At 70.1% G+C, this 24,178-nt stretch carries 27 protein-coding genes and 2 pseudogenes; 20 read left to right on the forward strand and 9 right to left on the reverse strand.

Annotation, left to right across the window (positions count from 1 at the left end):
- Positions 1–4: 4 nt before the first annotated feature.
- On the forward strand, positions 5–757 hold the full coding sequence (locus ACZ69M_RS16975; RefSeq protein WP_470050544.1) for a polyprenol monophosphomannose synthase: 753 nt from the start codon (positions 5–7) through the stop codon (positions 755–757).
- A gap of 35 nt (positions 758–792) precedes the next feature.
- On the opposite strand, the gene ACZ69M_RS16980 is transcribed toward ACZ69M_RS16975, so the two are convergent.
- Complete coding sequence (locus tag ACZ69M_RS16980) at positions 793–1,674, reverse strand: hypothetical protein (protein WP_470050546.1); 882 nt, start codon at positions 1,672–1,674, stop codon at positions 793–795.
- A 473-nt stretch (positions 1,675–2,147) separates the two neighbouring features.
- On the opposite strand from ACZ69M_RS16980, the gene rplM reads away from it, so the two are divergent.
- From rplM to glmM, 3 genes are all read left to right on the forward strand, one after another.
- On the forward strand, positions 2,148–2,591 hold the full coding sequence (gene rplM / locus ACZ69M_RS16985) for a 50S ribosomal protein L13 (RefSeq protein WP_060895272.1): 444 nt from the start codon (positions 2,148–2,150) through the stop codon (positions 2,589–2,591).
- Positions 2,592–2,636: 45 nt separating this feature from the next.
- Entirely contained in the window at positions 2,637–3,158 is a 522-nt protein-coding gene (rpsI, locus tag ACZ69M_RS16990; protein ID WP_060895271.1) for a 30S ribosomal protein S9, read from the forward strand.
- A gap of 163 nt (positions 3,159–3,321) precedes the next feature.
- On the forward strand, positions 3,322–4,680 hold the full coding sequence (gene glmM, locus ACZ69M_RS16995; protein ID WP_470050549.1) for a phosphoglucosamine mutase: 1,359 nt from the start codon (positions 3,322–3,324) through the stop codon (positions 4,678–4,680).
- On the opposite strand, the gene ACZ69M_RS17000 is transcribed toward glmM, so the two are convergent.
- Positions 4,677–5,624, reverse strand: coding sequence for a DUF389 domain-containing protein (locus ACZ69M_RS17000; protein WP_470050551.1), 948 nt, complete (start codon positions 5,622–5,624; stop codon positions 4,677–4,679). The two genes, glmM and ACZ69M_RS17000, sit on opposite strands and share 4 nt — an antisense overlap.
- Before the next feature lie 45 nt (positions 5,625–5,669).
- Positions 5,670–6,638 carry a type I pantothenate kinase gene (gene coaA, locus ACZ69M_RS17005; RefSeq protein ID WP_168494664.1) on the reverse strand — a complete coding sequence of 323 codons (969 nt, stop codon included), beginning with the start codon at positions 6,636–6,638 and terminating at the stop codon, positions 5,670–5,672.
- A gap of 163 nt (positions 6,639–6,801) precedes the next feature.
- Between coaA and ACZ69M_RS17010 the strand changes: the two genes are divergently transcribed.
- On the forward strand, positions 6,802–7,038 hold the full coding sequence (locus ACZ69M_RS17010; RefSeq protein WP_470050553.1) for a hypothetical protein: 237 nt from the start codon (positions 6,802–6,804) through the stop codon (positions 7,036–7,038).
- A gap of 125 nt (positions 7,039–7,163) precedes the next feature.
- Here ACZ69M_RS17010 and ACZ69M_RS17015 read toward each other — a convergent pair whose 3' ends face one another.
- A complete protein-coding gene (locus tag ACZ69M_RS17015) occupies positions 7,164–8,603 on the reverse strand; it encodes a pyridoxal phosphate-dependent decarboxylase family protein (protein WP_470050555.1) in 1,440 nt (479 codons plus the stop codon).
- Between the two features lie 173 nt (positions 8,604–8,776).
- On the opposite strand from ACZ69M_RS17015, the gene ACZ69M_RS17020 reads away from it, so the two are divergent.
- Complete coding sequence (locus tag ACZ69M_RS17020) at positions 8,777–9,265, forward strand: Lrp/AsnC family transcriptional regulator (RefSeq protein WP_355434740.1); 489 nt, start codon at positions 8,777–8,779, stop codon at positions 9,263–9,265.
- A gap of 140 nt (positions 9,266–9,405) precedes the next feature.
- On the opposite strand, the gene ACZ69M_RS17025 is transcribed toward ACZ69M_RS17020, so the two are convergent.
- Positions 9,406–9,786 carry a winged helix-turn-helix transcriptional regulator gene (locus ACZ69M_RS17025; RefSeq protein WP_470050557.1) on the reverse strand — a complete coding sequence of 127 codons (381 nt, stop codon included), beginning with the start codon at positions 9,784–9,786 and terminating at the stop codon, positions 9,406–9,408.
- A 143-nt stretch (positions 9,787–9,929) separates the two neighbouring features.
- On the opposite strand from ACZ69M_RS17025, the gene ACZ69M_RS17030 reads away from it, so the two are divergent.
- Complete coding sequence (locus ACZ69M_RS17030; RefSeq protein ID WP_470050559.1) at positions 9,930–10,337, forward strand: RidA family protein; 408 nt, start codon at positions 9,930–9,932, stop codon at positions 10,335–10,337.
- A 201-nt stretch (positions 10,338–10,538) separates the two neighbouring features.
- A complete protein-coding gene (gene glmS, locus ACZ69M_RS17035; protein WP_470050561.1) occupies positions 10,539–12,386 on the forward strand; it encodes a glutamine--fructose-6-phosphate transaminase (isomerizing) in 1,848 nt (615 codons plus the stop codon).
- Here glmS and ACZ69M_RS17040 read toward each other — a convergent pair.
- From ACZ69M_RS17040 to ACZ69M_RS17050, 3 genes and pseudogenes are all read right to left on the reverse strand, one after another.
- On the reverse strand, positions 12,347–12,568 hold the full coding sequence (locus ACZ69M_RS17040) for a DUF397 domain-containing protein (RefSeq protein ID WP_470050562.1): 222 nt from the start codon (positions 12,566–12,568) through the stop codon (positions 12,347–12,349). The two genes, glmS and ACZ69M_RS17040, sit on opposite strands and share 40 nt — an antisense overlap.
- Complete coding sequence (locus ACZ69M_RS17045; RefSeq protein WP_470050564.1) at positions 12,565–12,777, reverse strand: DUF397 domain-containing protein; 213 nt, start codon at positions 12,775–12,777, stop codon at positions 12,565–12,567. The genes ACZ69M_RS17040 and ACZ69M_RS17045 overlap by 4 nt, the downstream gene beginning before the upstream one ends.
- Positions 12,778–12,781: 4 nt before the next feature.
- A pseudogene (locus ACZ69M_RS17050) lies at positions 12,782–12,970 on the reverse strand (Scr1 family TA system antitoxin-like transcriptional regulator); the annotation flags it as partial.
- Positions 12,971–12,973: 3 nt separating this feature from the next.
- Here ACZ69M_RS17050 and ACZ69M_RS17055 point away from each other — a divergent pair.
- From ACZ69M_RS17055 to tsaE, 12 genes and pseudogenes are all read left to right on the forward strand, one after another.
- Positions 12,974–13,096, forward strand: a pseudogene (locus ACZ69M_RS17055) (ATP-binding protein); the annotation flags it as partial.
- 192 nt (positions 13,097–13,288) lie between these two features.
- Positions 13,289–14,023, forward strand: coding sequence for a DUF4232 domain-containing protein (locus tag ACZ69M_RS17060; RefSeq protein WP_470050960.1), 735 nt, complete (start codon positions 13,289–13,291; stop codon positions 14,021–14,023).
- An 81-nt stretch (positions 14,024–14,104) separates the two neighbouring features.
- Entirely contained in the window at positions 14,105–14,302 is a 198-nt protein-coding gene (locus ACZ69M_RS17065) for a hypothetical protein (RefSeq protein ID WP_470050565.1), read from the forward strand.
- Positions 14,303–14,460: 158 nt separating this feature from the next.
- Positions 14,461–14,952, forward strand: coding sequence for a peptidylprolyl isomerase (locus ACZ69M_RS17070; RefSeq protein ID WP_470050567.1), 492 nt, complete (start codon positions 14,461–14,463; stop codon positions 14,950–14,952).
- A 205-nt stretch (positions 14,953–15,157) separates the two neighbouring features.
- The gene (locus ACZ69M_RS17075) at positions 15,158–15,772 is read left to right on the forward strand and encodes an RNA polymerase sigma factor (protein ID WP_470050569.1); all 615 of its coding nucleotides are present in this window, start codon (positions 15,158–15,160) and stop codon (positions 15,770–15,772) included.
- Positions 15,769–17,022, forward strand: coding sequence for a CU044_5270 family protein (locus ACZ69M_RS17080; RefSeq protein ID WP_470050571.1), 1,254 nt, complete (start codon positions 15,769–15,771; stop codon positions 17,020–17,022). The genes ACZ69M_RS17075 and ACZ69M_RS17080 overlap by 4 nt, the downstream gene beginning before the upstream one ends.
- A gap of 64 nt (positions 17,023–17,086) precedes the next feature.
- The gene (locus ACZ69M_RS17085; RefSeq protein WP_060895278.1) at positions 17,087–17,458 is read left to right on the forward strand and encodes a holo-ACP synthase; all 372 of its coding nucleotides are present in this window, start codon (positions 17,087–17,089) and stop codon (positions 17,456–17,458) included.
- A 61-nt stretch (positions 17,459–17,519) separates the two neighbouring features.
- Positions 17,520–18,959, forward strand: a complete 1,440-nt coding sequence (locus ACZ69M_RS17090) for an NAD(P)H-hydrate dehydratase (protein ID WP_470050572.1) — start codon at positions 17,520–17,522, stop codon at positions 18,957–18,959.
- 183 nt (positions 18,960–19,142) lie between these two features.
- Positions 19,143–20,021: a L,D-transpeptidase family protein gene (locus ACZ69M_RS17095; RefSeq protein WP_470050574.1), complete on the forward strand. Its 879-nt coding sequence runs from the start codon at positions 19,143–19,145 to the stop codon at positions 20,019–20,021.
- A 46-nt stretch (positions 20,022–20,067) separates the two neighbouring features.
- Positions 20,068–21,222, forward strand: coding sequence for an alanine racemase (gene alr, locus ACZ69M_RS17100; protein ID WP_470050576.1), 1,155 nt, complete (start codon positions 20,068–20,070; stop codon positions 21,220–21,222).
- Between the two features lie 158 nt (positions 21,223–21,380).
- Entirely contained in the window at positions 21,381–22,625 is a 1,245-nt protein-coding gene (locus tag ACZ69M_RS17105) for an alpha/beta fold hydrolase (protein WP_470050577.1), read from the forward strand.
- Complete coding sequence (gene tsaE / locus ACZ69M_RS17110) at positions 22,585–23,124, forward strand: tRNA (adenosine(37)-N6)-threonylcarbamoyltransferase complex ATPase subunit type 1 TsaE (RefSeq protein ID WP_470050579.1); 540 nt, start codon at positions 22,585–22,587, stop codon at positions 23,122–23,124. The genes ACZ69M_RS17105 and tsaE overlap by 41 nt, the downstream gene beginning before the upstream one ends.
- Before the next feature lie 436 nt (positions 23,125–23,560).
- Here the strand turns inward: tsaE and ACZ69M_RS17115 are convergent, their stop codons facing one another.
- On the reverse strand, positions 23,561–24,112 hold the full coding sequence (locus ACZ69M_RS17115) for a hypothetical protein (protein WP_470050581.1): 552 nt from the start codon (positions 24,110–24,112) through the stop codon (positions 23,561–23,563).
- Positions 24,113–24,178 lie beyond the last annotated feature (66 nt).

Consider the following 24,178-nt stretch of genomic DNA (forward strand, 5'->3'; position numbering starts at 1 on the left):
GGGAATGACGAACATCCTGGGGGCGGGCACTGCCGTCACTGTGGTGATGCCGACCTACAACGAGGCGGCCAACCTGCCGAGAATGGCCGAAGCGGTGCTTCAACTGCCGCTCGACGGGCTTCACTTGAAGATCGTGGACGACTCCAGCCCGGACGGCACCGGCAGGATCGCCGACGAGCTGGCGGAGAAGTACAACACCAAGGGGCGGCGCCGGATGAGCGTGCTGCACCGCACCGAGAAGGACGGACTCGGGCGCGCCTACGCGGCCGGGATGAGCCTCGCGCTCGATGAGGGCGCCGAGTACGTCGTCCAGATGGACGCCGACGGCAGCCACCCCGTCGAGGCCGTGCCCCGGATGCTCGGCACGGCCCTGGCCAACGGGGTGGGGCTGGTCATCGGCAGCCGGTACGTCGAGGGCGGCTCGCTGGACGAGGACTGGGGCGCGCACCGCGTCCTGCTGTCCCGCTTCGCCAACCGGTACGCCCGTACCGTGCTCGGCACCCGGATCCGGGACATCACGGCCGGGTTCAACCTGTGGTCGGCCCAGGCCCTGCGCGACATCGACCTGGCCACGCTGGACAGCGCCGGTTACAGCTTCCAGGTCGAGCTGAAGTACAAGGCCGTACGGGCGGGGCACAGCGCCGTCGAGATCCCGATCCGCTTCGAGGAGCGGACCGAGGGGGTCTCGAAGATGACGCTGAAGACACAGCTGGAGTCGGCGGTCGTGCCGATCCGGCTGCGTATGAAGAAGAACTGACCCAGGTCCCGGGCCCGGGTACGGCGGCCGGCCGGTTACTGGTTGGCCGCCGTCGACGCCTGGGCCTCGCCGCGGCGGCGGATCTGGCGGAAGGCGAACTCGGCCAGGTCGTCGCCGGTCGTGAAGACCTTGGCGTCCTTCGTCGTCACGTCCTTGCCGTTGCTGAAGCCGGCCAGCGTGAAGTAGGCGTAACGGCCGTAGGAGTTGGTGGTCGAGCGGCAGACCGCCGTACGGCAGAAGTTGGCGACGCCCTGGCCGGACAGTGAGGTGATGATGCTCTTGCTGTCCGCCTCGGACTTCGCCTTGACCGCTTGGGCCGCGGTGTTGAAGACCGCGACGCCGACGGTCACCGAGATGCCGTCCTTGCTGTACGTGACGCGCATCATCCGGGTGCAGTCGTTCTTGTTGAGCACCGCGGGCAGCGTGCCCTGCACGGCCGACGCGCAGTTCGTCGTCGAGGCGGTGGGCCCCTTGCGGTAGACGCGGTCACCCATCGTGAGCTGCGAACCGGGGAAGAGGATGTCCGGGCTGAGCGGCGCGGTGTCCTTCTGCACGCTGGATATGAAGTCCATCGGATCCAGCGGCGGCGGCGCCGAGGTCGGCGCGAACGTCGGTACCGGCGCCGCGCTGTCACTCGGGATGCTCGCGGTGGCGGGCAGCTTGCTGGGCGTGTTCCCGGCCTGGTTGTCCCCGTTCGAGGAGACGACGGCCACGGCGACGGCAGCGCCGACCGCGATCGTGGCGACCGCCGAGCCGACGATCACCAGCAGTCTGCGCCTACGGTTGCGTGTCTCGGACGCCTCGGCGAGTGCCGCCCAGTCCGGAGTCTGGTTCCGACGTCCCCAATCGGGTTGCTGAGAACCAGGCTTCCAGGGATCCCACGGAGGCTCCCCCTGCCCACCCTGCCCATAACTCATGGGGCGCATCTTAGACGGGCTCAGGGGGGTGGCGTTCCGCACCGGAGGGCACTTGAGCCCCTAGCGTGACCTGAGTGCCCACGGGCAAAACTGACATCTCCGGGTGGTTGGTGCGACACGCTTCGACAGGCTCCCCGGCATCGGCTGTCCGGTGACGCCGGGTAGTCGGACCGTTGCGGAGGAAAGGACTGCCTTACTCTGTTCGCAGGGACTGTTCGCGTGGCCCTGAATGCCCAGGCACTCGGGTCGCGAACCCGCGTTTTGACCCGTCCGGGCAACCGCGGGTACTCTTGCAGTTCGTTATGCGTATCGGCTTGGTCGTTCTCACGCGAGAGGCCCCTACGTAGGTTCCCTGGAGCAGTTACCAGTGGGCGGCATACGGGCATCGTTCCCGGCACTGTCGTCCCCAGCTGCACGATCGCTTCAGTGATGCCATGTGTCAGCACCCATCCACTGAAGAAGAAGGCTGCGAAGTGCGTACGTTCAGCCCCAAGCCCGGCGACATCACTCGCCAGTGGTATGTCATCGACGCCCAGGATGTCGTCCTGGGCCGTCTGGCCACCACTGCCGCGAACATCCTGCGGGGCAAGCACAAGCCGATCTTTGCGCCCCACGTCGATGCTGGTGACTTCGTCATCATCATCAACGCCGACAAGGTGCACCTCTCCGGCAACAAGAAGACCCAGAAGCTGGCGTACCGCCACTCCGGCTACCCGGGTGGTCTGCGCTCCGTCCGTTACGACGAGCTGCTGGCCAAGAACCCCGAGAAGGCCATCGAGAAGGCCATCAAGGGCATGATTCCCAAGAACACCCTGGGCCGTCAGGTGCTCTCGAAGCTGAAGGTCTACGCGGGCGAGAACCACCCGCACGCTGCTCAGCAGCCGGTCCCGTTCGAGATCACCCAGGTCGCGCAGTAGTTCCGGCCACCACCCCCTAAGACAGAAAAGAATCTGAGGAGAATCGTGGCCGAGACCACCGTTGAGCAGCCGGTCGAAGAGACTGAGCTCGTCGACATCGAGAACTACACCACCGAGTCCGAGGTCCCCGTCGAGGGCGAGTACACCTCGGAGTCGCTCGCGGGCCGCTTCGGTGACCCGCAGCCGGCCGCCGGCCTGGGCCGTCGCAAGAACGCCATCGCCCGCGTCCGGATCGTCCCGGGCACCGGCAAGTGGAAGATCAACGGTCGCACCCTTGAGGACTACTTCCCCAACAAGGTGCACCAGCAGGAAGTCAACGAGCCCTTCAAGGTGCTCGAGCTCGACAACCGCTACGACGTCATCGCCCGCATCTCGGGTGGCGGCGTCTCCGGTCAGGCCGGTGCGCTCCGTCTCGGTGTCGCCCGCGCGCTGAACGAGGCGGACGTGGACAACAACCGCCCGGCCCTGAAGAAGGCCGGCTTCCTCAAGCGCGACGACCGTGCGGTCGAGCGCAAGAAGGCCGGTCTCAAGAAGGCCCGTAAGGCTCCGCAGTACAGCAAGCGTTAATCACTGGCTGCTGCGTATTCGTACGACCGTTCGCCCCGGCGGCACGCTGTGTGCCGCCGGGGCGTTCGTTTATCACAGCCCAGGGCGTATAACGGCACAAGGCGCTCAAAGGCTTGCATGATCGGATGACTTCCGAAAACTGAGCTTCATCAGGAGGACACCAGTGGGACGACTCTTCGGCACGGACGGCGTGCGCGGTGTCGCCAACGCGGATCTGACGGCCGAGCTGGCGCTCGGTCTCTCCGTGGCGGCGGCGCATGTGCTGGCCGAGGCGGGTACGTTCGAGGGCCACCGGCCGGTGGCAGTGGTCGGGCGGGACCCGCGCGCGTCCGGGGAGTTCCTGGAAGCCGCTGTGGTCGCGGGCCTGGCCAGCGCGGGTGTGGACGTCCTGCTCGTCGGTGTGCTGCCCACCCCCGCGGTGGCGTACCTCACCGGCGCGCTGGGCGCCGACCTCGGCGTGATGCTCTCGGCCAGCCACAACGCCATGCCCGACAACGGCATCAAGTTCTTCGCCCGCGGCGGCCACAAGCTCGCCGACGAGCTGGAGGACAGGATCGAGGGCGTCTACGAGGAGCACCGCACCGGTGCGCCCTGGGACCGGCCCACCGGCGCCGGGGTCGGGCGCGTGCGCGCGTACGACGAGGGACTCGACCAGTACGTCGCCCACCTCCTCGGCGTGCTCCCGAACCGCCTCGACGGCCTGAAGGTCGTCCTCGACGAGGCGCACGGCGCCGCCGCCCGGGTGTCTCCCGAGGCCTTCACACAGGCCGGTGCCGAGATCATCACGATCGGCGCCTCCCCCGACGGCCTGAACATCAACGACGGCTGCGGCTCCACCCACCTCGGCCTCCTGAAGGCCGCCGTCGTCGAGCACGGGGCCGACCTCGGCATCGCGCACGACGGCGACGCCGACCGCTGCCTCGCCGTGGACCACACGGGTGCCGAGGTGGACGGCGACCAGATCCTGGCCGTACTCGCGCTGGCGATGCGGGAGCGTTCCGAGCTGCGCTCCGACACGGTTGTCGCGACGGTCATGTCCAACCTGGGCTTCAAGCTGGCCATGGAGCGCGAGGGTGTCTCCCTCATCCAGACCGCGGTCGGCGACCGCTATGTCCTGGAGGAGATGAAGGAGCACAACTACGCGCTCGGCGGCGAGCAGTCCGGGCACGTGATCATCCTCGACCACGCCACCACCGGCGACGGCACGCTGACCGGCCTGCTGCTGGCGGCCCGGATCGCCCAGACCGGCCGTACGCTCCAGGACCTCGCGTCCGTCATGGAGCGGCTGCCGCAGGTCCTCATCAACGTCCCCGACGTCGACCGCTCGCGGGTGAACAGCTCCGCCGAACTGGCGGCCGCGGTCGCCGAGGCCGAGCGGGAACTCGGCTCCACCGGCCGGGTGCTGCTGCGCCCCTCCGGCACCGAGCCGCTCGTCCGGGTCATGGTCGAGGCCGCCGACATCGACCACGCGCGGTCGGTGGCGGGGCGGCTCGCGGACGCGGTGAAGTCGGCGCTGGGCTAGAACCGACCTGTTCTGGCGGCACGTTCACGCTGCTGGGCCCAGAGCCACTTCTGGACGACCAGCGTGAACGTACCGGCCAGCACGATGCCCAGCAGGTTGAGCAACAGCTGCTCGGTGGAGCCCCAGGCCTGCCGGTACTCGCCGTAGGTGAAGGCCACGGCGGCGTTCGCCGCCGCCGGCACCGTGGTCACCGAGATGGCGACACCGACCAGCGCGCCCGACTTCGCCGAGGTCAGCGAGAGGGTGCCGGCCACGCCTGCCAGGACCGCGACGACGAACGAGAACGGGTCGGGGCGGTAGATGAAGTTGGTGTTGGGCCGCTCGGCGTCCAGCTTGACCGCGCTGAACAGGCTCACCGCGTCCATGAAGTACGTGAAGCCGACCGTCACCACCAACGCCACCGCGAAGCCCACGAGCAGTGCGTTCAGGGAGCGCCACGCCAGCCGGGGGACGCGTTGGACCAGCGCCGTGCAGATGCCGGCCAGCGGCCCGAACTCCGGGCCCACCGCCATCGCGCCCACGATCAGGATCGCGTTGTCGAGGACCACACCACAGGCCGCGATCATCGTGGCGAGCGTGAGGAAGGCGACGTAGGTCACCGAGAGTGTCGACTCCTCGTGCGTCGCGTCGGCCAGGTGCTCCCACAGCACCGCGTCCGCGCCCTCGCCCGGCGCCTCGTCCTCCGCCTTGTCGGCACGCTTCGACAGCGACAGATCGATGTTCTCGACGGCGATCGACCCGGTCCGGTCGAGCTCCATCTCCCGCAGCCCGCCGATCAGTTCGTCGCCCGCTTCACGCGCAACGTCACACGTCACCACGTCCCCTGCCGGGTTGCGGGCGGCGCCCGTGAGTACGACGAGATGGGTCGTGCCCACGGTCCTCTCGATCAGCCGTACGACGTCGTCGGTACGGTCGGCCGGGGTGATCAGACGCAGATGCAGCATGCGGCGCAGGCTACCCGCACGGGATGACGGCCCTGCGGCCCGTCCCTACAGCTTGCGCAGGCTCAGGCGCTGCACCTTGTGGTCCGGGCCCTTGCGCACGACGAGGGTGGCGCGGCCGCGGGTGGGGGCCACGTTCTCCAGCAGGTTGGGCTTGTTGATGGTGCGCCAGGTGGTGCGCGCGTAGTCGAGCGCCTCCTCCTCGGAGACCTGTGTGTACCTGCGGAAGTAGGAGTCGGGCTTCTGGAAGGCGGTCTGGCGGAGCTTCTTGAACCGGTTGAGGTACCAGCGCTCGATGTCCTCGGCGCGGGCGTCGACGTACACGCTGAAGTCGAAGTAGTCCGCGAGGCCGACGCGGGTGCGGCCGTCCTTGCCGGGGAGGGCGGGCTGCAGGACGTTCAGGCCCTCGACGATGAGGATGTCCGGGCGGCGGACGGTGAGCCGCTGGTCGGGGACGATGTCGTAGATCAGGTGGGAGTAGACGGGCGCCGTGACCTCGTCCTTCCCCGCCTTGATGTCGGCGACGAACCGGGTGAGGGCCCGACGGTCGTACGACTCGGGGAAACCTTTCCTCGACATCAGACCGCGTGCCTCCAGCTCCTTGGTGGGGAGCAGGAAGCCGTCCGTGGTCACCAGCTCGACGCGCGGGTGTTCAGGCCAGCGGGAGAGCAGGGCCTGCAGCAGGCGCGCGACGGTGGACTTGCCGACGGCGACCGATCCGGCCACCCCTATGACGAACGGGGTGCCGGACTGGGAGCCCTTCTCGCCGAGGAAGGTGTTCAGCGCCCCTCTGAGCCCGTCAGTGGCCCCGACGTACAGATTGAGCAGTCTGGACAACGGCAGATAGATGTCCCGCACCTCGTCGAGGTCGATGACATCGCCCAGACCGCGCAGCTTCTCGACCTCCTCGGCGGTCAGCGGCAGCGGCGTCTTTTCGCGCAGCACGCTCCACTCGGCTCGGGTGAGGTCGACGTAGGGAGTCGCCTCCGGCCTGTGCCGGTGGGCGCTCCGGGGCATCGGGGAGACCGGAGAGATCACAGTCCATTGTTACGGGAGTGTGGACGGGGCGGGGGGTGGGGTCCGTCACGTGTGACGACCGGCGCGTCAGGATCGCCGGAGGTCCGTGATCTGACGGCCTGAATTTCTCTGCCGCCAACTGGTCCGGAATGCGGTTCTCCGAGTGGTGACCGCCGCCCCTGCTGAAACCGACGGCAAAGTCACCGGTTTTGGGGTCGTTCCACCCTGGAATCCTGGCGACCGCAACATTCCGGCCGGAACCGATCTCTTCGCCCCCCTACCTGGCGGCGTCCCCTCCCGCCAGCCGTCCGAGAAGATCCGGGCGGACAGCCAGCCCGGCGAGGACCGCGACGGCGAGGACGAGCGGAATGAAGTGGCTGAGCGTGCCAGTTGGTCCTGACCGCGGTTGCGTGACGGCTACGCCGGACGCCCCTCGCCGACTACGACGTCCGGGTCGTACGCCACGGAAGCGCGGTCAGAACCCTCCAGTTGGCCGCTCCGGGCATCGCAGGTGGCCGGAGATCGCTACGCGGTGGTGTGGCGCTCGGCCTCGGCAGTGATGATCTTCAGCGCCTCGGCGATGCGGTCGTGGTGGGTGCGGTGGGAGACCACGCAGACGCGCAGGGTGTAGCGGCTGTCGACCACCGTGCTGGAGAGCACGATGCGCCGGTGGCCGTTGATCCGCTCCAGCAGACGGCGACTCGCCTCGTCGGCCCGCTCGGCGGCGGCCCGGCTGCCGTCAGCGGGGCGGAAGCGGAAGATCACGGTGGACAGGTCAGGGCGCTGCGGGACCTCCAGCTCCGCCACGCCGGACAGGGTGTCGTGGACGTGTTCGGCCAGGTCGAGCTTCTCGTCCAGGGCCTCGCGGAAGGCGTCCACCCCGTGCAGGTGCAGGGGAAGCCAGGCCCGCAGACCGCGGATCTCGTGGGTCAGCTCGGGCCCGAGGTGACCCGAGTCCGGGACGCTCCCCGCCGCCCCCATGTCCTGGAGGTAGCTGCCGGTGCCGTCGTGCGCGGCGTGCAGGGCGGCGAGGTCGCGGACGACCAGGGCGCCGGTGCCGAACGGCATGAACAGGGTCTTGTGCGGGTCCAGGGTGATCGAGTCGGCCTTCTCGATACCGGCGAGGCGTTCCTCGCCGCGTGCGGTGAGCCGGAAGAAGCCTCCGTAGGCCGCGTCGACGTGGAACCACACGTCCTCGCGGCGGGCCAGGTCGGCCAGCCGGGGCAGCGGGTCGACGGTGCCGGTGTCGGTGGTGCCGGCGGTGGCCACCAGCAGGAACGGCCGCAGCCCGGCGTCCCGGTCGGCGCGGATCATCGCGGCGGCGGCGTGGGGATCCATCCGCAGGTCCGGGGTGTGCGGCACGGTACGTATGCGGGCGGCGGGGATGCCGGCGAGTCGGGCGGCCTTGGCGACGGAGTGGTGGGCGAAGGCGGTGGTATAGACGGTGCCGCCGGCGAGATCCTCGCCGAGCCTGTTGTGGCGGGCGGCGACCGTCGCGGAGAAGGTGGCCATCGAACCACCGCTGGTCAGCAGCCCGCCGCTGCCCTCCGGGAGGCCGCACACGTCGCGGGCCATCCAGCGGATCACACTCTCCTCCAGCGCGGCGAGGGCCGGGGCGACCGAGGCCAGGCCGCCGTAGCGGTTGACGGCACGGTTGTAGAACTCGGCGAGCGCGGCCGAGTAGAGACCGCTGCCCGGGATGTATGCCAGGTGGCCGGGTCCGGCCGTCTCCAGAGCGCAGTCGGCGGCCTCGTCCAGGCGCGCGAGCAGAGCCTTCAGGTCACCGCCCCGGGCGGGCGGCGGCGCCAGGAAGGACTCCACGAGCTCGGCCTCGGCCCGCGGCGACAGGGGGCTGCTCGCAGGGCGGCCCGCGAGGTTCTCGGTGCGGTCGACGACACGGTCCAGGACAAGACGGCCCATTTCGGCCATCGCGGCGCGGTCGGGTTCCAGGGGGAAGGGGTGCATGAGGCAGTCCGATGGCGGTGAGAGGGAGTACGGAGGCGGCAGCGGGACCGGCTTGGCGGCCACGGCGCGTGACCAGAATGCGCCGCCGAGCCCGGCATGCGATGGCGCAGTGAGTGCCGGTACGGCGCCGCAGCGCACGATTGTTCGCCGATACTGCCGATACGCTGCATTTCATGCCACGTCCCCTGTACGACCGCATCGACCGGGCGATCCTGGACCATCTCCAGCGTCACGGCCGCACCCCCAACGTCGACCTCGCCGAGGCCGTACGCCTGTCGCCCTCGTCCTGCCTGCGCCGCACCAAGGCGCTGGAGGAGGACGGGGTCCTGGCGGGCTACCGGGCCGACCTGGACCGTGAGCGCCTAGGGCTGGGGCTGACGGTGTTCCTCTCCCTCAAGGTCGAGCACTCCCGCACCACCTCCCAGGTGGTCGAAGAGGCGCTGAAGGCGATCGACCACGTGGTCGCCTGCCATGTGGTCTCCGGCGACGCCGACTTCTTCGTCGAGCTCGCCGTACCGGACCTGCGCACCTTCGAGAAGGTGCTCACCGACCAGATCCTGGCCATCGGTCCCGTTCGCGACGCCCGCAGCACCTTCTGCATCCGCACCGTCATCGACCGCGGCCCGCTGCCCCTCAACTCCTGGCCCGCCCCGCGTGCATGACCGCACGACACGACTTCACCCGCTTGGGGAGCACCGCGATTCCCCGGCCCGAAGACGAAGCAGCAAGCTGAGCGGCGCAGTGGCCGACTGAAGCACTCAATGGCCAACTGGGGTCGCTGGTTGGCGACGCAGTCGCCCCGTCAGGCGTCGAAGCGATGGCGGGAGGTCTCGATGTGGCCGAGGTACCGGTGGGTCCAGTCGCAGAGTCCGTCGATCGTCACGCGAAGGGCCTGGCCCGGCTCGGTGAGGGTGTACTCGACCCGTGGCGGTACGACAGGGTGCACCGTCCGCTCAACCAGGCCGTTGCGCTCCAGCATGCGCAGGTTCTGGGTGAGCATCTTGTGGCTGATGCCCTCGATCGCGTTCCGCAGCTCGCCGAAGCGCAGGGTGTGCTCCCCCAGGGACTCGATGATCAGGAGCGCCCACTTGTTGGCGACGTCCGAGAAGATTTCCCGCGCCAGAGAGTCCGCGCGCCTCAGGTCTGCCTCGTCGGGCGAGCCCGTGAACTGCTTGGTCACCATGAGGTTCCCCAGTCACTAAGAAGTGCGTTCTTCCATGTCAGCGAACACTCTCCTACGGTTCCTGAGTAACCACAAGAGACCAAGGGATGTCTTGGTCCGGTGGCAGCGAGCCCACGGGCTCCCGTGACAAGGAGGCAGGAAGCATGGCCATTACCCTGGTGAGCCCCACAGGATTGCCCAAGATCGACGTCTACCGGCAGGTGTCGATCGCATCCGGGTCGAAACTGGTCTTCGTCGCCGGGCAGGTCGCCTGGGACGCCGAGGGGGTCACGGTCGGCGAACACGACCTCGCCGCACAGGTCGAGCAGTGCTACCTCAACATCGCCACCGCCCTGGCCGAGGTCGGTGGTTCCTTCCACGACGTGGCGAAACTGACCGTCTACGTCGTCGACTGGACCCCCGACAAGATGCCCCTGCTCCTGGAAGGCATGTCCCGGGCGGCCGCGAAGCTGGGGGTCACCCCGGTCCCGCCGGCCACGCTGCTGGGCGTAGCGGCACTGGACGTACCCGAGCACCTCGTCGAGATCGAAGCCACCGCGGCCCTCGACTGAGCAGATGCTCCTCGCCCACCGGGCACGGTCAGGTCGAACAGCTGTTTGTTGCATGGGTGGTGTGGTGGGGTGGCGTGAAAGTGCCTGATGTTCGGCAGCCCGCCGTGCCCAAAAAAGGCCGAACGTCGACCCGGCCAGAATTTCCGAATTCGGGCACGGAGTGCCGGGTTCGGGAGGCTGTTGGCGCTTAGGCTGCGGCGCATGTGCGGAATCGTGGGATACGTGGGGTCGCAGTCGGCGCTTGACGTGGTGATGGCCGGGCTGAAGCGGCTGGAGTACCGGGGGTACGACTCGGCGGGCGTCGCCGTGCCGGCGGACGGGGGGCTCGCCGCCGCGAAGAAGGCCGGGAAGCTGGTCAACCTGGAGAAGGAGCTGGTCGGCCGGCCGCTGCCGACCGGGTCGACCGGGATCGGCCACACGCGCTGGGCCACGCACGGGGGCCCCACGGACGCGAACGCTCATCCGCATCTCGACAACGCGGGGCGCGTCGCCGTCGTGCACAACGGGATCATCGAGAACTTCGCCCTGCTGCGTGCCGAGTTGGCTGAGCGCGGACATGAGCTGGCCTCCGAGACCGACACCGAGGTGGTCGCACACCTGCTCGCCGAGGAGTTCTCGGCGTGCGACGACCTCGCGGAGTCGATGCGGCTGGTGTGCCGCCGCCTGGAGGGCGCGTTCACGCTGGTCGCCGTGCACGCGGACGATCCGGACGTGGTGGTGGGGGCGCGGCGGAACTCGCCGCTCGTGGTGGGCGTTGGAGAGGGCGAGGCCTTTCTCGCCTCGGATGTCGCCGCGTTCATCGCCCACACGCGGTCGGCGATCGAGCTGGGTCAGGACCAGGTGGTGGAGCTGCGGCGGGACGGCGTGACGGTGACCGGTTTCGACGGCCGTCCGGCGGACGTGCGTAAGTACCACATCGACTGGGACGCCTCGGCCGCGGAAAAGGGGGGCTATGACTACTTCATGCTCAAGGAGATCGCCGAGCAGCCCAAGGCGGTCGCCGATACGCTCCTGGGCCGGATCGACGCGGCCGGTTCACTGACGCTCGACGAGGTGCGGATCCCGGTTCACGAGCTGCGCGAGATCGACAAGGTCGTCATCGTGGCGTGCGGGACCGCCTTCCACGCCGGGCTGATCGCCAAGTACGCCATCGAGCACTGGACCCGCATCCCGTGCGAGGTGGAGCTCGCGAGCGAGTTCCGTTACCGGGATCCGATTCTCGGTACGCGGTCGCTGGTGATCGCCATCTCCCAGTCCGGCGAGACCATGGACACGCTGATGGCGCTGCGGCACGCCCGTGAGCAGGGCTCCAAGGTGCTGGCGATCTGCAACACGAACGGTTCGACGATCCCGCGCGAGTCGGACGCGGTGCTGTACACGCACGCGGGTCCGGAGGTCGCGGTCGCCTCGACCAAGGCCTTCCTGACGCAGCTCGTCGCCTGCTATCTCGTCGCGTTGTACCTGGGCCAGGTGCGCGGCACCAAGTGGGGTGACGAGATCCAGGCCGTCATCCGGGACCTGTCCCATATCTCCGGCGAGGTGGAACGGGTCCTGGAGACCATGGAGCCGGTACGCGAGCTCGCGCGATCGCTCGCCGACAAGAACACCGTGCTGTTCCTGGGGCGGCACGTCGGCTATCCGGTCGCCCTGGAAGGCGCCCTCAAGCTCAAGGAGCTCGCCTACATGCACGCCGAGGGCTTCGCGGCGGGTGAGCTGAAGCACGGGCCGATCGCGTTGATCGAGGACGATCTGCCGGTCGTGGTCGTCGTGCCGTCCCCGCGCGGGCGCTCGGTTCTGTACGACAAGATCGTGTCCAACATCCAGGAGATCCGGGCGAGGGGTGCGCGGACGATCGTGATCGCGGAGGAGGGTGACGAGGCGGTGGTGCCCTACGCCGACCACCTGATCCGGATTCCGGCCACGCCGACGCTGCTTCAACCGCTCGTCGCGACGGTGCCGTTGCAGGTGTTCGCGTGCGAACTGGCGACGGCGCGGGGGAACGAGGTGGATCAGCCTCGGAACCTGGCGAAGTCGGTGACGGTGGAGTGAGTTGCCTTTAGGGCGTCGATGAAGGTGGTGAAGACTCCGGCCGGGATGGTGAGGGTGGCCCTGGCCGGGGTCTTGGAGTCGCGGATGGCTATGTGGGTGAGTGAGTCGGCGATCTCCACGCAGTTGTTCCCATCGCCTTCGCCGGAGTAGGACGACTTCCGCCAGTTGCCAAGGGTCGTCACGTTGCGCCGCCGCGGAACCCGGCGAAGTCGGTGCTCAGGGCTTCGATGAAGGCGGAGAAGGCTTCGGTCGGGACGGTGAGCGTGCTTCGGGCCGGGGTCTTGGAGTCGTGGATGGCTATGTGGGTGCGACGCTTGGCGATTTCCACACAGGCGTCGCCCTGGCCACCGCCGGAGAAGGACGACTTCTGCCGGACATCATGGGTGGTCATTTCCTTACAGCTCCTTCGCCGGCCGGTGGATGAAGTCACGCGAGCGTTCGGGTTCGAGTGACACCGTCTCTGCCCTACGGAAGAGCGTTCGACAGCGGTTGAGTTGGGCTTCGGCGTCGATGAACACGGGGCCGTTGGGCCCGTCGCGCACCACGGTGTCCAGCTTGGCGGCGGCGCCGCCCGCGTACACCATGTCGTCGACGCGGAGGAGGGGCGCGGCCTCGCCCTCGTGCGGGCCTGTGCCGATCTGTGGGGCTGGCAGTCGCTGGCCAGGAACGGACAGCGCGGCAAGTACGTGTGGTGCGAGCTGGCGGCGGCCCAGTGCTGCACGGTGTTTGCCGTAGCGGGGAGGCAGTTGCGCGCTTCCCGTAACGGCGCGTCGACTCGCTTGTCACAGCGGCGTCTTGAAGCAAGCCCTGTCGCAACGCCCGCCCGGCGGCGGGTCTCCTCTGAAGCAACAACGCCCGTTCAGCCGGAACGAGCGCGACGACACCGCTTCCCAGGAGTACCGATGCGCGTCAAGAAGATGTCCGCCCTCGCCCTCGTCGTCGCCGCTGCCGGCCTCTCGCTGACCGCGTGCGGCAGCAGCGACGGATCGAGCGCTTCCGCCAAGACCAGTGCGTCCAACACCACCGCGTCCACCGCCGCGAGCGGCTCCACCGGCGCCCCGGACTCGACCTCAGGTTCCTCCGCGTCCGGTTCCTCCGCCGACGGCAAGGGCTCGACCTCGACCTCGACCTCAGGTTCCTCCTCGTCCGGCTCCTCCACCGGCTCCGGCAAGGGCGGCAGCGGGCTCACCGCCCAGAGCCAGTCCACGACGTCGGGCTCCATGTGCAAGACCGACCGCCTCGCCTTCAGCGCCTCCGCCACGGGGGTCAAGGACCAGATAGTCGTCAACCTGAAGAACACCGGTTCCAGCAAGTGCAGCATGCACGGCTTCCCGGGCGTCCAGCTCGTGGGCCCCGACGGCCTGGGCGACACCGGGCCCGACGCCGCCCGCACCGACGTCTCCGCGTCCACCGTCACCATCGGCCCCGGCGAGGAGACACGCTTCCTGCTGCACTTCATCCCGGACACCAGCGGCTCCGGCAAGACCTACACCCGGCTCTCCGTCACCCCGCCCAACGAGAAGATCTCGGAGATCGTGAACCTCAACGATCTGGCCGTCACCATCTCCGCCTCCAGCGGCAACGCTCCGGACGTCTACGTCGACCCCGTCGGCTACCACGTCGGCTCCGGCAAGTGAGCCCAGTGACATCCCGCGGGGGCGTTCTCTCCTGAGAGGATCACCCGCACCGTACGGATATGCGAATGCAGGGTGGGGAACATGAGCGTTCTGGTGCTGGCCGGTCTCCTGGTGCTTGTCATCGGTGGGTGCGTGTGTGTGGTGTGGGCGTCGCGCGGCGGGCCCCGCTGGGTCCGGGGCGTGGCGGCGGTGACGCTCGTCGCGGGGGAGCTGGTGCACGCCTTCGCGAAGAGCAACCGGCGGCGGAGTGCGAATCGGTCCGGCGGAGACGGTGACTAGAACCTGATCCGTCGGACAGGCCCCAGGGCCGGCGAGAAGGCTCGTCCCGATGGTGGCGTTAGGCCGTTTGTCCCGCTGTGGGGGTTTCCGCTGCGACCCGTGGGCCGGTGCCCTCTTATTCTCGGACACGACCTTTCGGATACAAGAGGAGCAGTGCCATGGGACAGAACGTCTTCTTCGAGGTGTCCGCCGACGGCGAGCCGCTCGGCCGGATCGAGTTCAAGCTGTACGACGACGTGGTCCCGGAGACGGCCCGCAACTTCCGTGAGCTGGCCACCGGTCAGAACGGGTTCGGCTACAAGGGCTCGCCGTTCCACCGTGTGATCCCGGACTTCATGCTGCAGGGCGGTGACTTCACCAACGAGAACGGCACCGGCGGCAAGAGCATCTTCGGTGCGAAGTTCCCGGACGAGAACTTCAAGCTCAAGCACACCAAGCCGGGTCTGCTGAGCATGGCCAACGCCGGTCCGAACAGCAACGGCTCGCAGTTCTTCATCACCACGATCGTCACCGACTGGCTCGACGGCAAGCACGTCGTCTTCGGTGAGGTCGTCAAGGGCATGGACGTCGTCAAGGCCGTCGAGAAGCTCGGCAGCCGTTCCGGCTCCACGTCCAAGAAGATCGTCATCTCGGACTCCGGCACCGTCTGAGAGATCCGGGCCGGGACTCGTCCGGCCGTACAGCACAGAGATCGAGCGGGAACGGCTGCGGCCGTTCCCGCTCGTTCGGTATCGGGCACCCCTCGCCTCTCCGTGGCGTGACGCGGACCACACCGCATGAATTTCGGCTCGCCCTGTAAGAAGTGGGCCGTCACGCGCATTGCTTGGTGAGAGAGCCGATATGAGGGGATGGCGCGTGACACATGCCCAACGCTTCAGGGACGTCTACGAGGAGTGCTATCCGCGCGTCCTCGCCTATGCCACGAGTCTGGTGGGCCGACAGGTAGGCGAGGACATCACGAGCGAGACGTTCACCGTCGCCTGGCGGCGCGTGCGGGACATTCCGCAACCCGCACTGCCCTGGCTGCTGGGAGTGGCCCGCAACCTGGTGCGCGAACTGCGCCGCCGCGACAGCCACCAGTACGCCCTCGCCGCCGAGGAGGCGCAGCGCATCAGCAGCGGGGCCCGGAGCGACGTCGGTGACGTCGCGGCGGACGTGACCGACCGGGAAGCCGCGTTGCAGGCCCTGGCGAGTCTGTCCGACGCCGACCGGGAGCTTCTGACCCTGATCGCCTGGCACGGGCTGAGCCCCAAGCAGGCGGCGCGGGTCCTGGGCTGCACCATCGCGACGCTGACCGTCCGGCTGCACCGGGCCCGCCGCCGTCTGGAGAAGGCCCTGGAGGCGGTGTCCCCGGCGGAGACGGCGTCCGTAGCGCCTGCGCAAGCCCCGCCCGCACCAGCGCAGGCCGCGCAAGTGCCACCCGCTCGGACCCCGCACCGCAGCACCGATCGCAAAGGAGCACTCACATGAAGAACACCCCCGCACGGTCCGGGCGGCCCGACGTCCTGAGGGTGCTCGCGGACGCCCGGCCCGACGAACTCGACCCGGCCCGGCTGGCCGACTCCCCGCGGCAGCACGACGACCTGGCACGCATCCTGGCCGGAGCGACGGACAGTCGCGCGGCACGCTCCCAGGAACCGCGGCGCCTGTGGGCCGGGATCCGGCCGCTCGGGACCGTCGTGGCCGTCGCGGCGGTCGCGGCGTCCGTGGTGGTCGTGAGCACGCTCGACGGGCAGGATCCTTCAGGTGTGCGTGCGAGCGCCCACCCGCAGTCCCCGGCCGCCACGTCGGGGTCGGCCTCGGCGGCGTCGCAGGGCCGTGCCGACGTCCAGGTCGACGGCCGCCTCGAACTGCTCAGTGTGGCGAAGAAGGCGGAGACACCGGCCACCGAGGGAACGTACTGGCAGACCACCACGCGCTCGGAGGACGTGAACGTCGTCGGCGCGAAGGGACAGCTCTTCGCCGTGCGCACCACGTCGGCCGGGGAGTGGTCGGTGGGTGTGCGCCCGGGAACCCAGAGCCTGATGGTCTCCGGTCTGGACGACGTGACCGCGCCCCGCACCGAGGCGGACAAGGCGCGCTGGCGGGCCGCGGGCTCGCCCGCCACGGTACAGGCCGAGGCCTCGACAGCGGCCGGACAGGGCACGCTGGGGTACAGGATCGGAACCGGGCGGCCGATGGTCATGCGGACGAACGCCGACGACAAGATCTACGCCCTCGGCCCGCGGAACGTCTCGTACCAGGATCTGCGCGAACTCCCCTCCAACAGTGCGGAGTTGCGCCGTCGGCTGGAGAAGCTGTACGAGGAGGACAGCAGCGGTGCCGAGACCAGCGGCGGCCGCACGGCCTCGGTGCTGCGCCAGGCGGCCGACCTCATCACGATGCCGGTGAAGCCCGCCGTACGGGCGGCCGCGTACCGGGTGATCGCGGACCTGCCCGGCGTCCGGGGGCTCGGGCGTGTCACCGATCCACTCGGGCGCGAGGGCGTCGGTGTCGCGTTCCCCGGCACGACACGGACCCCGCTGGGGAGCGTGCAGCAGCGGCTGGTCGTGGACCCGTCCACCGGCGCGATGCTCAGCGAGCAGAGCGTGCTGGTCGAACCGTCGGCCAGGGCACGGGAGGCGGGTCTCGACGCGGGTACGACGGTGAACTACGAGGCGACGACGCGGATGAGCTGGGGCGAGCACCAGATCACCGTGCCGGAGAACGCCGAGCACTGAGCTCGCGCAATCAACGCCGAGAGGTCGGCACGTCGGCGGCCGTCCGGCCCATAGGGTGCTGGGCATGAGCATCATCGGGGTCGGTATCGACGTGGCCGAGATCGACCGGTTCCTGGCGGCGCTGGAGCGTACGCCGGGGCTGGCCCATCGGCTCTTCCTGGATCAGGAGTTGCACCTGCCGAACGGGGAGCGCCGCGGCATCGCGTCCCTGGCCGCGCGCTTCGCCGCGAAGGAGGCGGTCGCCAAGGCGCTGGGCGCTCCGGCGGGCATGCACTGGACGGACGCGGAGGTCTACGTCGAGGACAGCGGCAGGCCGCGGCTGCGGGTGACGGGGACCGTGGCGGCGCGCGCGGCCGAACTGGGCGTCCGCTCGTGGCATGTGTCGCTGAGCCATGACGCGGGGGTGGCCTCGGCCGTGGTGGTGGCAGAGGGGTAGGGCGGGGGAGGGGCCGGCGTCCGGGGCGGCGCGGTGCGCGCGCGTACGGGAGACTCGACCCATGCGTACTGCGTACAGCGTGGAGACGGTCAGGGCGGCAGAGCGTGAGCTGATGGCGCGGCTTGCGGAGGGTGCGCTGATGCAGCGCGCCGCGGCCGGACTGGCCGCTGCCTGCGCGGACTTGCTGGGACGGGTGTACGGCAGCCGGGTCGTGCTGCTCGTGGGCAGCGGGGACAACGGCGGCGACGCCCTGTACGCCGGGGCCCGGCTGGCGCGGCGGGGGGCGGGGGTCACCGCCGTGCTGCTCGTGCCCGAACGGACGCACGGCGCGGGCCTGGCCGCGCTGCGGGGGGCCGGGGGCACGGTCGCCGGGTCCGGCGCCGCCGAGGAGTTGATCCTGCGGGCCGACCTCGTCGTGGACGGGATCGTCGGCATCGGGGGCAAGGGCGGGCTGCGGCCCGAGGCGGTGCCGCTGGCCCAGTACGCGGCGGACTCCCGGGCCGCCGTGGTCGCCGTGGACCTGCCGAGCGGGATCGAGGCCGACACGGGAGAGGTCCTGGGCACCGCCGTCCGCGCCGATCTGACGGTGACCTTCGGGACGCACAAGCCCGGGCTGCTCATCGACCCGGGGCGTGAGTACGCCGGTTCCGTACGCCTCGTCGACATCGGGCTCGAACTGCCCGAGGAGGCCGAACTGGAGGCCCTTCAGCACGCGGACGTGGCGGCGCGGCTGCCGGTGCCGGGGGCCGGGAGCGACAAGTACCGGCGCGGGGTCGTCGGGATCGCGGCCGGGTCCGCGCGGTATCCCGGCGCCGCCGTGCTCGCCGTGTCCGGCGCGTTGCGGGGTGGGGCGGGGGCGGTGCGCTACGTCGGGCCCGCGGCGGATGCCGTGATCTCCCGCTTTCCCGAGACGCTCGTGTCGGACCAGGGGCCCGCACGGGCCGGGCGGGTCCAGGCGTGGGTGGCGGGGCCCGGGGTCGGGGACGACGCGTCGGCGGTGGCGCAGGTGCTCGAGGCGGATGTGCCGGTGCTGGTGGACGCGGACGGGCTGCGGCTCGCCGACCGGTCCGCCGTACGGGCCCGTACCGCGCCCACGCTGATGACTCCGCATGCCGGGGAGGCGGCGGCGTTGCTCGGGGTCTCGCGGGAGTCGGTCGAGGCGGCTCGGCTGGCTGCGGCGCGGGAGTTGGCCCTTCGGTACGGGGCGACCGTGCTGCTGAAGGGGTCGACGACTCTGGTCGCGGACCCGGCGGGCGGTGCGGTGCGGGTGAATCCGACGGGGACGGCGTGGCTGGCCACGGCCGGGAGCGGGGACGTGCTGTCGGGGCTTGCGGGGTCGTTGCTCGCGGCCGGGTTGTCGGCGTTGGACGCGGGAAGCGTGGGCGCGTATCTGCATGGGCTGGCGGGGAGGCTCGCGGCGGACGGGGCGCCCTTGGGGGCGCATGATGTCGCGGCGGCGATTCCTCGGGCGTGGCGGGACGTCCGCGACGTGCTCCGCTGACTGCGCGTTATCTGGCTGCGGGTGGGTGTGGGCTGAGCGCGCAGTTCCCCGTGCCCCTGGGGCGGCCCCCCGCGCCCCTTACGGGGGCGCTGCGTTGCCCATTACGGGGGACCCCGTCCGCGCGGCTCACCCCCGCTCGCGTCGGGGTTGCGTATCGCTGGTCGCATGATGATGAACAGACGAATGAGACGCGGGAGTGTGGGTGTGCTCCTCGCACTGCTGGTGGTGATGCCGGTGGAGGGGGCGGCGGCGCAGGCCGGGCCCCCGGCCCCCGGGCCGGGAAGCGAGCTGGTGCCCGGCGTGCCGCCGGGGGCCCATCAGCCGTGGCAGGTGGACACGCCGGACCAGATGCTGCCGCCCAGGGTGTACACACCGAGCGCGCGGGAGGACGCCGTCGAGCCGAGGGACGCCCCCGCGGAGACGGACGCGCTCATCGAGTACGTCCCCCTCAGTGAGGCCGTCGCGGGCAAGTCCGTGACGTGCACCAAGCTGACCGGGCCGTACCAGCGGCAGGTCGAGCGGTGGCTGAAGCTGAAGGTCGACGGGAAGCAGTCGGCGGGCGACTGCGCCGCCATCCGGGCGTTCCAGACGAAGCAGGGGATCAAGCCGAACACCGGCTTCGCCGGCGCCGTCACCTGGGCCCGGATGCAGCTGCTGTCCGCGAAGAAGAACCCGAACGCGGCCGGGAAGTGTCCCGTGCGGTCGTACCGCGTCGCGTGTGTGGACCTGACCCGGCAGCTCACCTGGGTGCAGAAGGGGAAGAAGGTGCTGTGGGGACCGGTGCCGATGCGCAGCGGCCGGGCCGGGTACCGGACCAGGACCGGCTCGTTCAAGGTCTACTGGAAGCACAAGAGCCACTGGTCGACGCTGTACAACACCCCGATGCCGTACAGCCAGTTCTTCAGCGGCGGAGAGGCCTTCCACGCCATCTACGGCAGCATCTACGACCCGAACGGCTCGTACGGCTGTGTCAATCTGCGCCTGGCCGACGCCCGCTCCCTGTGGAACGTCACCAAGACGAACGACCACGTGTACGTGTGGGGCCACAGGGCCGGCACCTGACCGTCCTCCGGGGGCCCTCGGGCCCCTCTGAGACACTGGGGGCGCGATGAACGAGACAGCACCCCTGCGCGCCCGCGCAGAGATCGACCTGGCCGCCCTGCGAGCCAACGTGCGGACCCTGCGTGCCCACGCGCCGTCCGCGGCCTTGATGGCCGTGGTCAAGTCCGACGCGTACGGCCACGGGGCGGTCCCGTGCGCCCGCGCCGCGCTGGAGGCGGGCGCCACCTGGCTCGGCACCGCCACCCCCGAGGAGGCCCTCGCCCTGCGCGCGGCCGGCCTGACCGACAGCCGGATCATGTGCTGGCTGTGGACGCCGGGCGGGCCGTGGCGGGAGGCCATCGAGGCCGACCTCGACGTGTCGGTGAGCGGGATGTGGGCCCTGCGGGAGGTCACCGCCGCGGCCGAGGCGGCCGGGACGGCTGCCCGGGTCCAGCTCAAGGCCGACACCGGGCTCGGGCGCGGCGGCTGCCAGCCCGCCGACTGGCCCGAACTCGTGCGCGAGGCACTGCGCGCCGAGGAACGCGGGCTGATCGGCATCACCGGTCTGTGGTCGCACTTCGCCTGCGCCGACGAACCCGGGCATCCCTCCATCCGTGCCCAACTGGACCGTTTCCGCGAGATGGTGACGTACGCCGAGGAGCGGGGCGTGCGCCCCGAGGTGCGGCACATCGCGAACTCGCCGGCCACGCTGACCCTCCCGGAGAGCCACTTCGACCTCGTACGGACGGGGATCGCGGTCTACGGCATCTCGCCCAGCCCCGAGATCGGCACCCCGGCCGATTTCGGGCTGCGCCCGGTCATGACGCTGAGCGCGTCCCTCGCGCTGGTGAAGCACGTACCGGGGGGCCACGGGGTCAGTTACGGGCATCACTACGTCACCGCGGGTGCCACCACCCTCGGCCTCGTCCCCGTCGGCTACGCGGACGGCGTGCCGCGCCACGCCTCCGGCACCGGACCGGTGCTGGTGGGCGGCAAGTGGCGGACGGTGGCGGGGCGGGTCGCGATGGACCAGTTCGTGGTCGACCTGGGCGGGGACGAGCCGGTGCCCGGCTCGGAGGCGATCCTGTTCGGGCCGGGTGACCGGGGCGAGCCGACCGCCGAGGACTGGGCACGGGCGGCGGGGACGATCGCGTACGAAATCGTCACCCGGATCGGAACCCGAGTGCCGCGCGTATACGTGAATAAGGAACAAGGCGGGTAACCCGCAAGGAGTACAGGGGGTGCCCCGCGCAGGACAACAGGGCAACAGGACATAGTTGCACCACCGGCGGTACCTCCGGCACCACCCTCAGCACGACCGGCACCACCCCCAGCACGACCTACTGAAGTGAACGACACCCCGGCGAAGAGGAGCGGTACGTGAGCGAGAGCAGCGCGGAGGCCGTCACGGACGTCGCCGCGGCGGCCGTCGCCTCCGCCGCCGGGAACTGGCGCAAGGCCGGTATCGCCGGCGTCGCCATAGGCGTGGTCGCCGCGGGCGCCGCCGCCGGAGTCGCCATAGAGCGGCTGACGGTGGGCCGCGGCATGCGCAACAAGGCCCGCCTCGCTCTCGACTCGACGGGCCCGTACGGCTCGCTGCGCGGCACGCCGGGCAAGGCGTACGCCGACGACGGCACCGAGCTGTACTACGAGGTGGACGACATCGAGCAGGATGTGACGTTCACCCCGCGCCGGCGCCGGCTCTTCGGACGCAAGGCCCCGGCCCCCGTCACCGTCGTCTTCAGCCACGGGTACTGCCTCAACCAGGACTCCTGGCACTTCCAGCGGGCCGCGCTGCGCGGGGTGGTGCGCACGGTGCACTGGGACCAGCGCAGTCACGGCCGCTCCGGGCGCGGGGTCGCGCAGACGCAGGACGGCACGCCCGTCTCCATCGACCAGCTCGGCCAGGACCTGAAGGCCGTCATCGACGCGGCCGTGCCCGAGGGGCCGATCGTGCTGGTGGGGCACTCCATGGGCGGGATGACCGTCATGGCGCTGGCCGACCGGTATCCGGACCTCGTCCGCGAGCGGGTCGTCGCCGTCGCGCTCGTCGGTACGTCGTCGGGGCGGCTCGGCGAGGTCAACTTCGGGCTGCCCGTCGCGGGCGTCAACGCGGTACGCCGGGTGCTTCCCGGGGTGCTGAAGGCGCTCGGTCAGCAGGCCGCCCTGGTGGAGCGGGGGCGGCGGGCCACGGCCGACCTGTTCGCGGGGATCATCAAGCGGTACTCGTTCGCGTCCCGGGACGTCGACCCGGCCATCGTGCGGTTCGCCGAACGGATGATCGAGGGCACCCCGATCGACGTCGTCGCGGAGTTCTACCCGGCGTTCACCGAACACGACAAGACCGAGGCCCTCGCGTACTTCGCCGAACTGCCGGTGCTGGTGCTGGCCGGAGTCGGCGACATGGTGACACCGAGTGAGCACAGTGAGGCGATCGCGGACCTGCTGCCGGACGCCGAACTGGTGCTCGTCCCGGACGCCGGGCACCTGGTCATGCTGGAGCACCCCGAGGTGGTCATAGACCGTCTCGCCGACCTTCTGATGCGCGCGGGCGCCGTCCCGGCAGGGGCTACCGTGGGTGGCTATGGAAGCACCAGCACCAGCAGCAGCGCACAACCCGGCTGAGCCCGCCGCCGAGGGCGTGAACGTCCGGATCACCGTCAACTCGCCGGAACAGATGCGGGAGTTGGGCCTTCACCTGGCCAAGCTGCTGCGCGCGGGCGATCTCGTGATGCTGAACGGGGAACTCGGCGCGGGCAAGACGACGCTGACCCGCGGCCTCGGCGAGGGGCTCGGCGTACGGGGCGCGGTCACCTCGCCGACGTTCGTCATCGCACGGGTGCACCCCTCTCTCGGTGACGGTCCGCCGCTCGTGCACGTGGACGCGTACCGGCTGGGCGGGGGGCTCGACGAGATGGAGGACCTCGACCTCGACGTGTCGCTCTCCGACTCGGTGATCGTCGTGGAGTGGGGCGAGGGCAAGGTCGAGGAGCTCACCGACGACCGGCTCGACGTCGTCATCCACCGGGCCGTCGGCGACACCACGGACGAGGTACGGCACGTCACGATCACCGGGCTCGGGGAGCGCTGGGCGACGACCGATCTGAGCGTGCTCGCGGCCTGATCACCCTGGGTGAGGGTGCCGGGGGACGTGAAGGTTCCGACAAGTCGTCGGCAAGATGTTGCGTTCGGTGTCCAGGCCGTGGTCACATGGACCTCAGTCCGTAGTTAGGTCTACCTAACCACGCTTGCCCCCGAATCCCCAGGAGGCGTCCATGTCGGCTTCGGAACGTGACGTGCCGGTGCAGCAGCCGTGCGGTGGGGTGTCGATGCGGGACCTCTTGGCGTCGTGTGCGGCGGCCGACGCGGTGTCCAGGCCGCCTCGGGCGCCCGCGCCGGAGGCTCCGCGTGCGCAGGCGCGGCCGCGCAAAGCCGCGTGAGCGCTCCGCGGGTGGTTCCTCGGCCGCGGGCCCGGTGGGGGCTGGTCGCGCCCCGCGGCGGAGCCGCTGATGTACACAGCCCCGCGCCCCTGAGGGCGCGCCTTCGCACAGGTCCGCCGACTACCGGATGACGATTACCTTCACGCCGACCGTCGCGAAGTTCCACATCGCGGTGCCGTTCTTGCGGGACTCCCGGATACCGCCGAGTTTCTTGGTGGAGTCGGGGGAGCCCGTGGAGCCGTCTATGGCGGAGCTGAAGCCGATCGCCACGCCGTCCACGACGGCGAAGCGGACGACGTGCTCGATCTGGGCGCCGTCCGATCCGGTGACGGCCTTGGAGCGAGAGGTGACGGCGTAGGTGCCGACCGCCGGATCCACCGTGCCGGGGGTGACCTTGAAGGTGCGCTCGGTCCTGTTGTTCGCGGTGACCAGCCACACGCGGTCGTCGTCGACCGAGTAGACGACCCGCTCACCCCTGCCCGAGGCGGTCGGCAGCGCCACCGGGTTCTTCTTGTCCCGGGGAGCCTTCGTGGTGGGGACCTTGGACGCGCCCGCGGGGGGCTTGCTCAGGGTGTCGGGCACGTTCGCGGACGCCTGGTAGGCGAGGAAGCCGACCACCGCGACAGCCGCCGCGGTGAGCCCGGCCACGATTCCCGAGCTGCTCCTGGCCACCTTGTGTACCCGCCTCTCGTACCGCGCTCGTGTCCATTACGTCCTTTGTGGTGACGGTAGCAGCCG

The organism is Streptomyces sp. NPDC107454, from assembly GCF_055582885.1.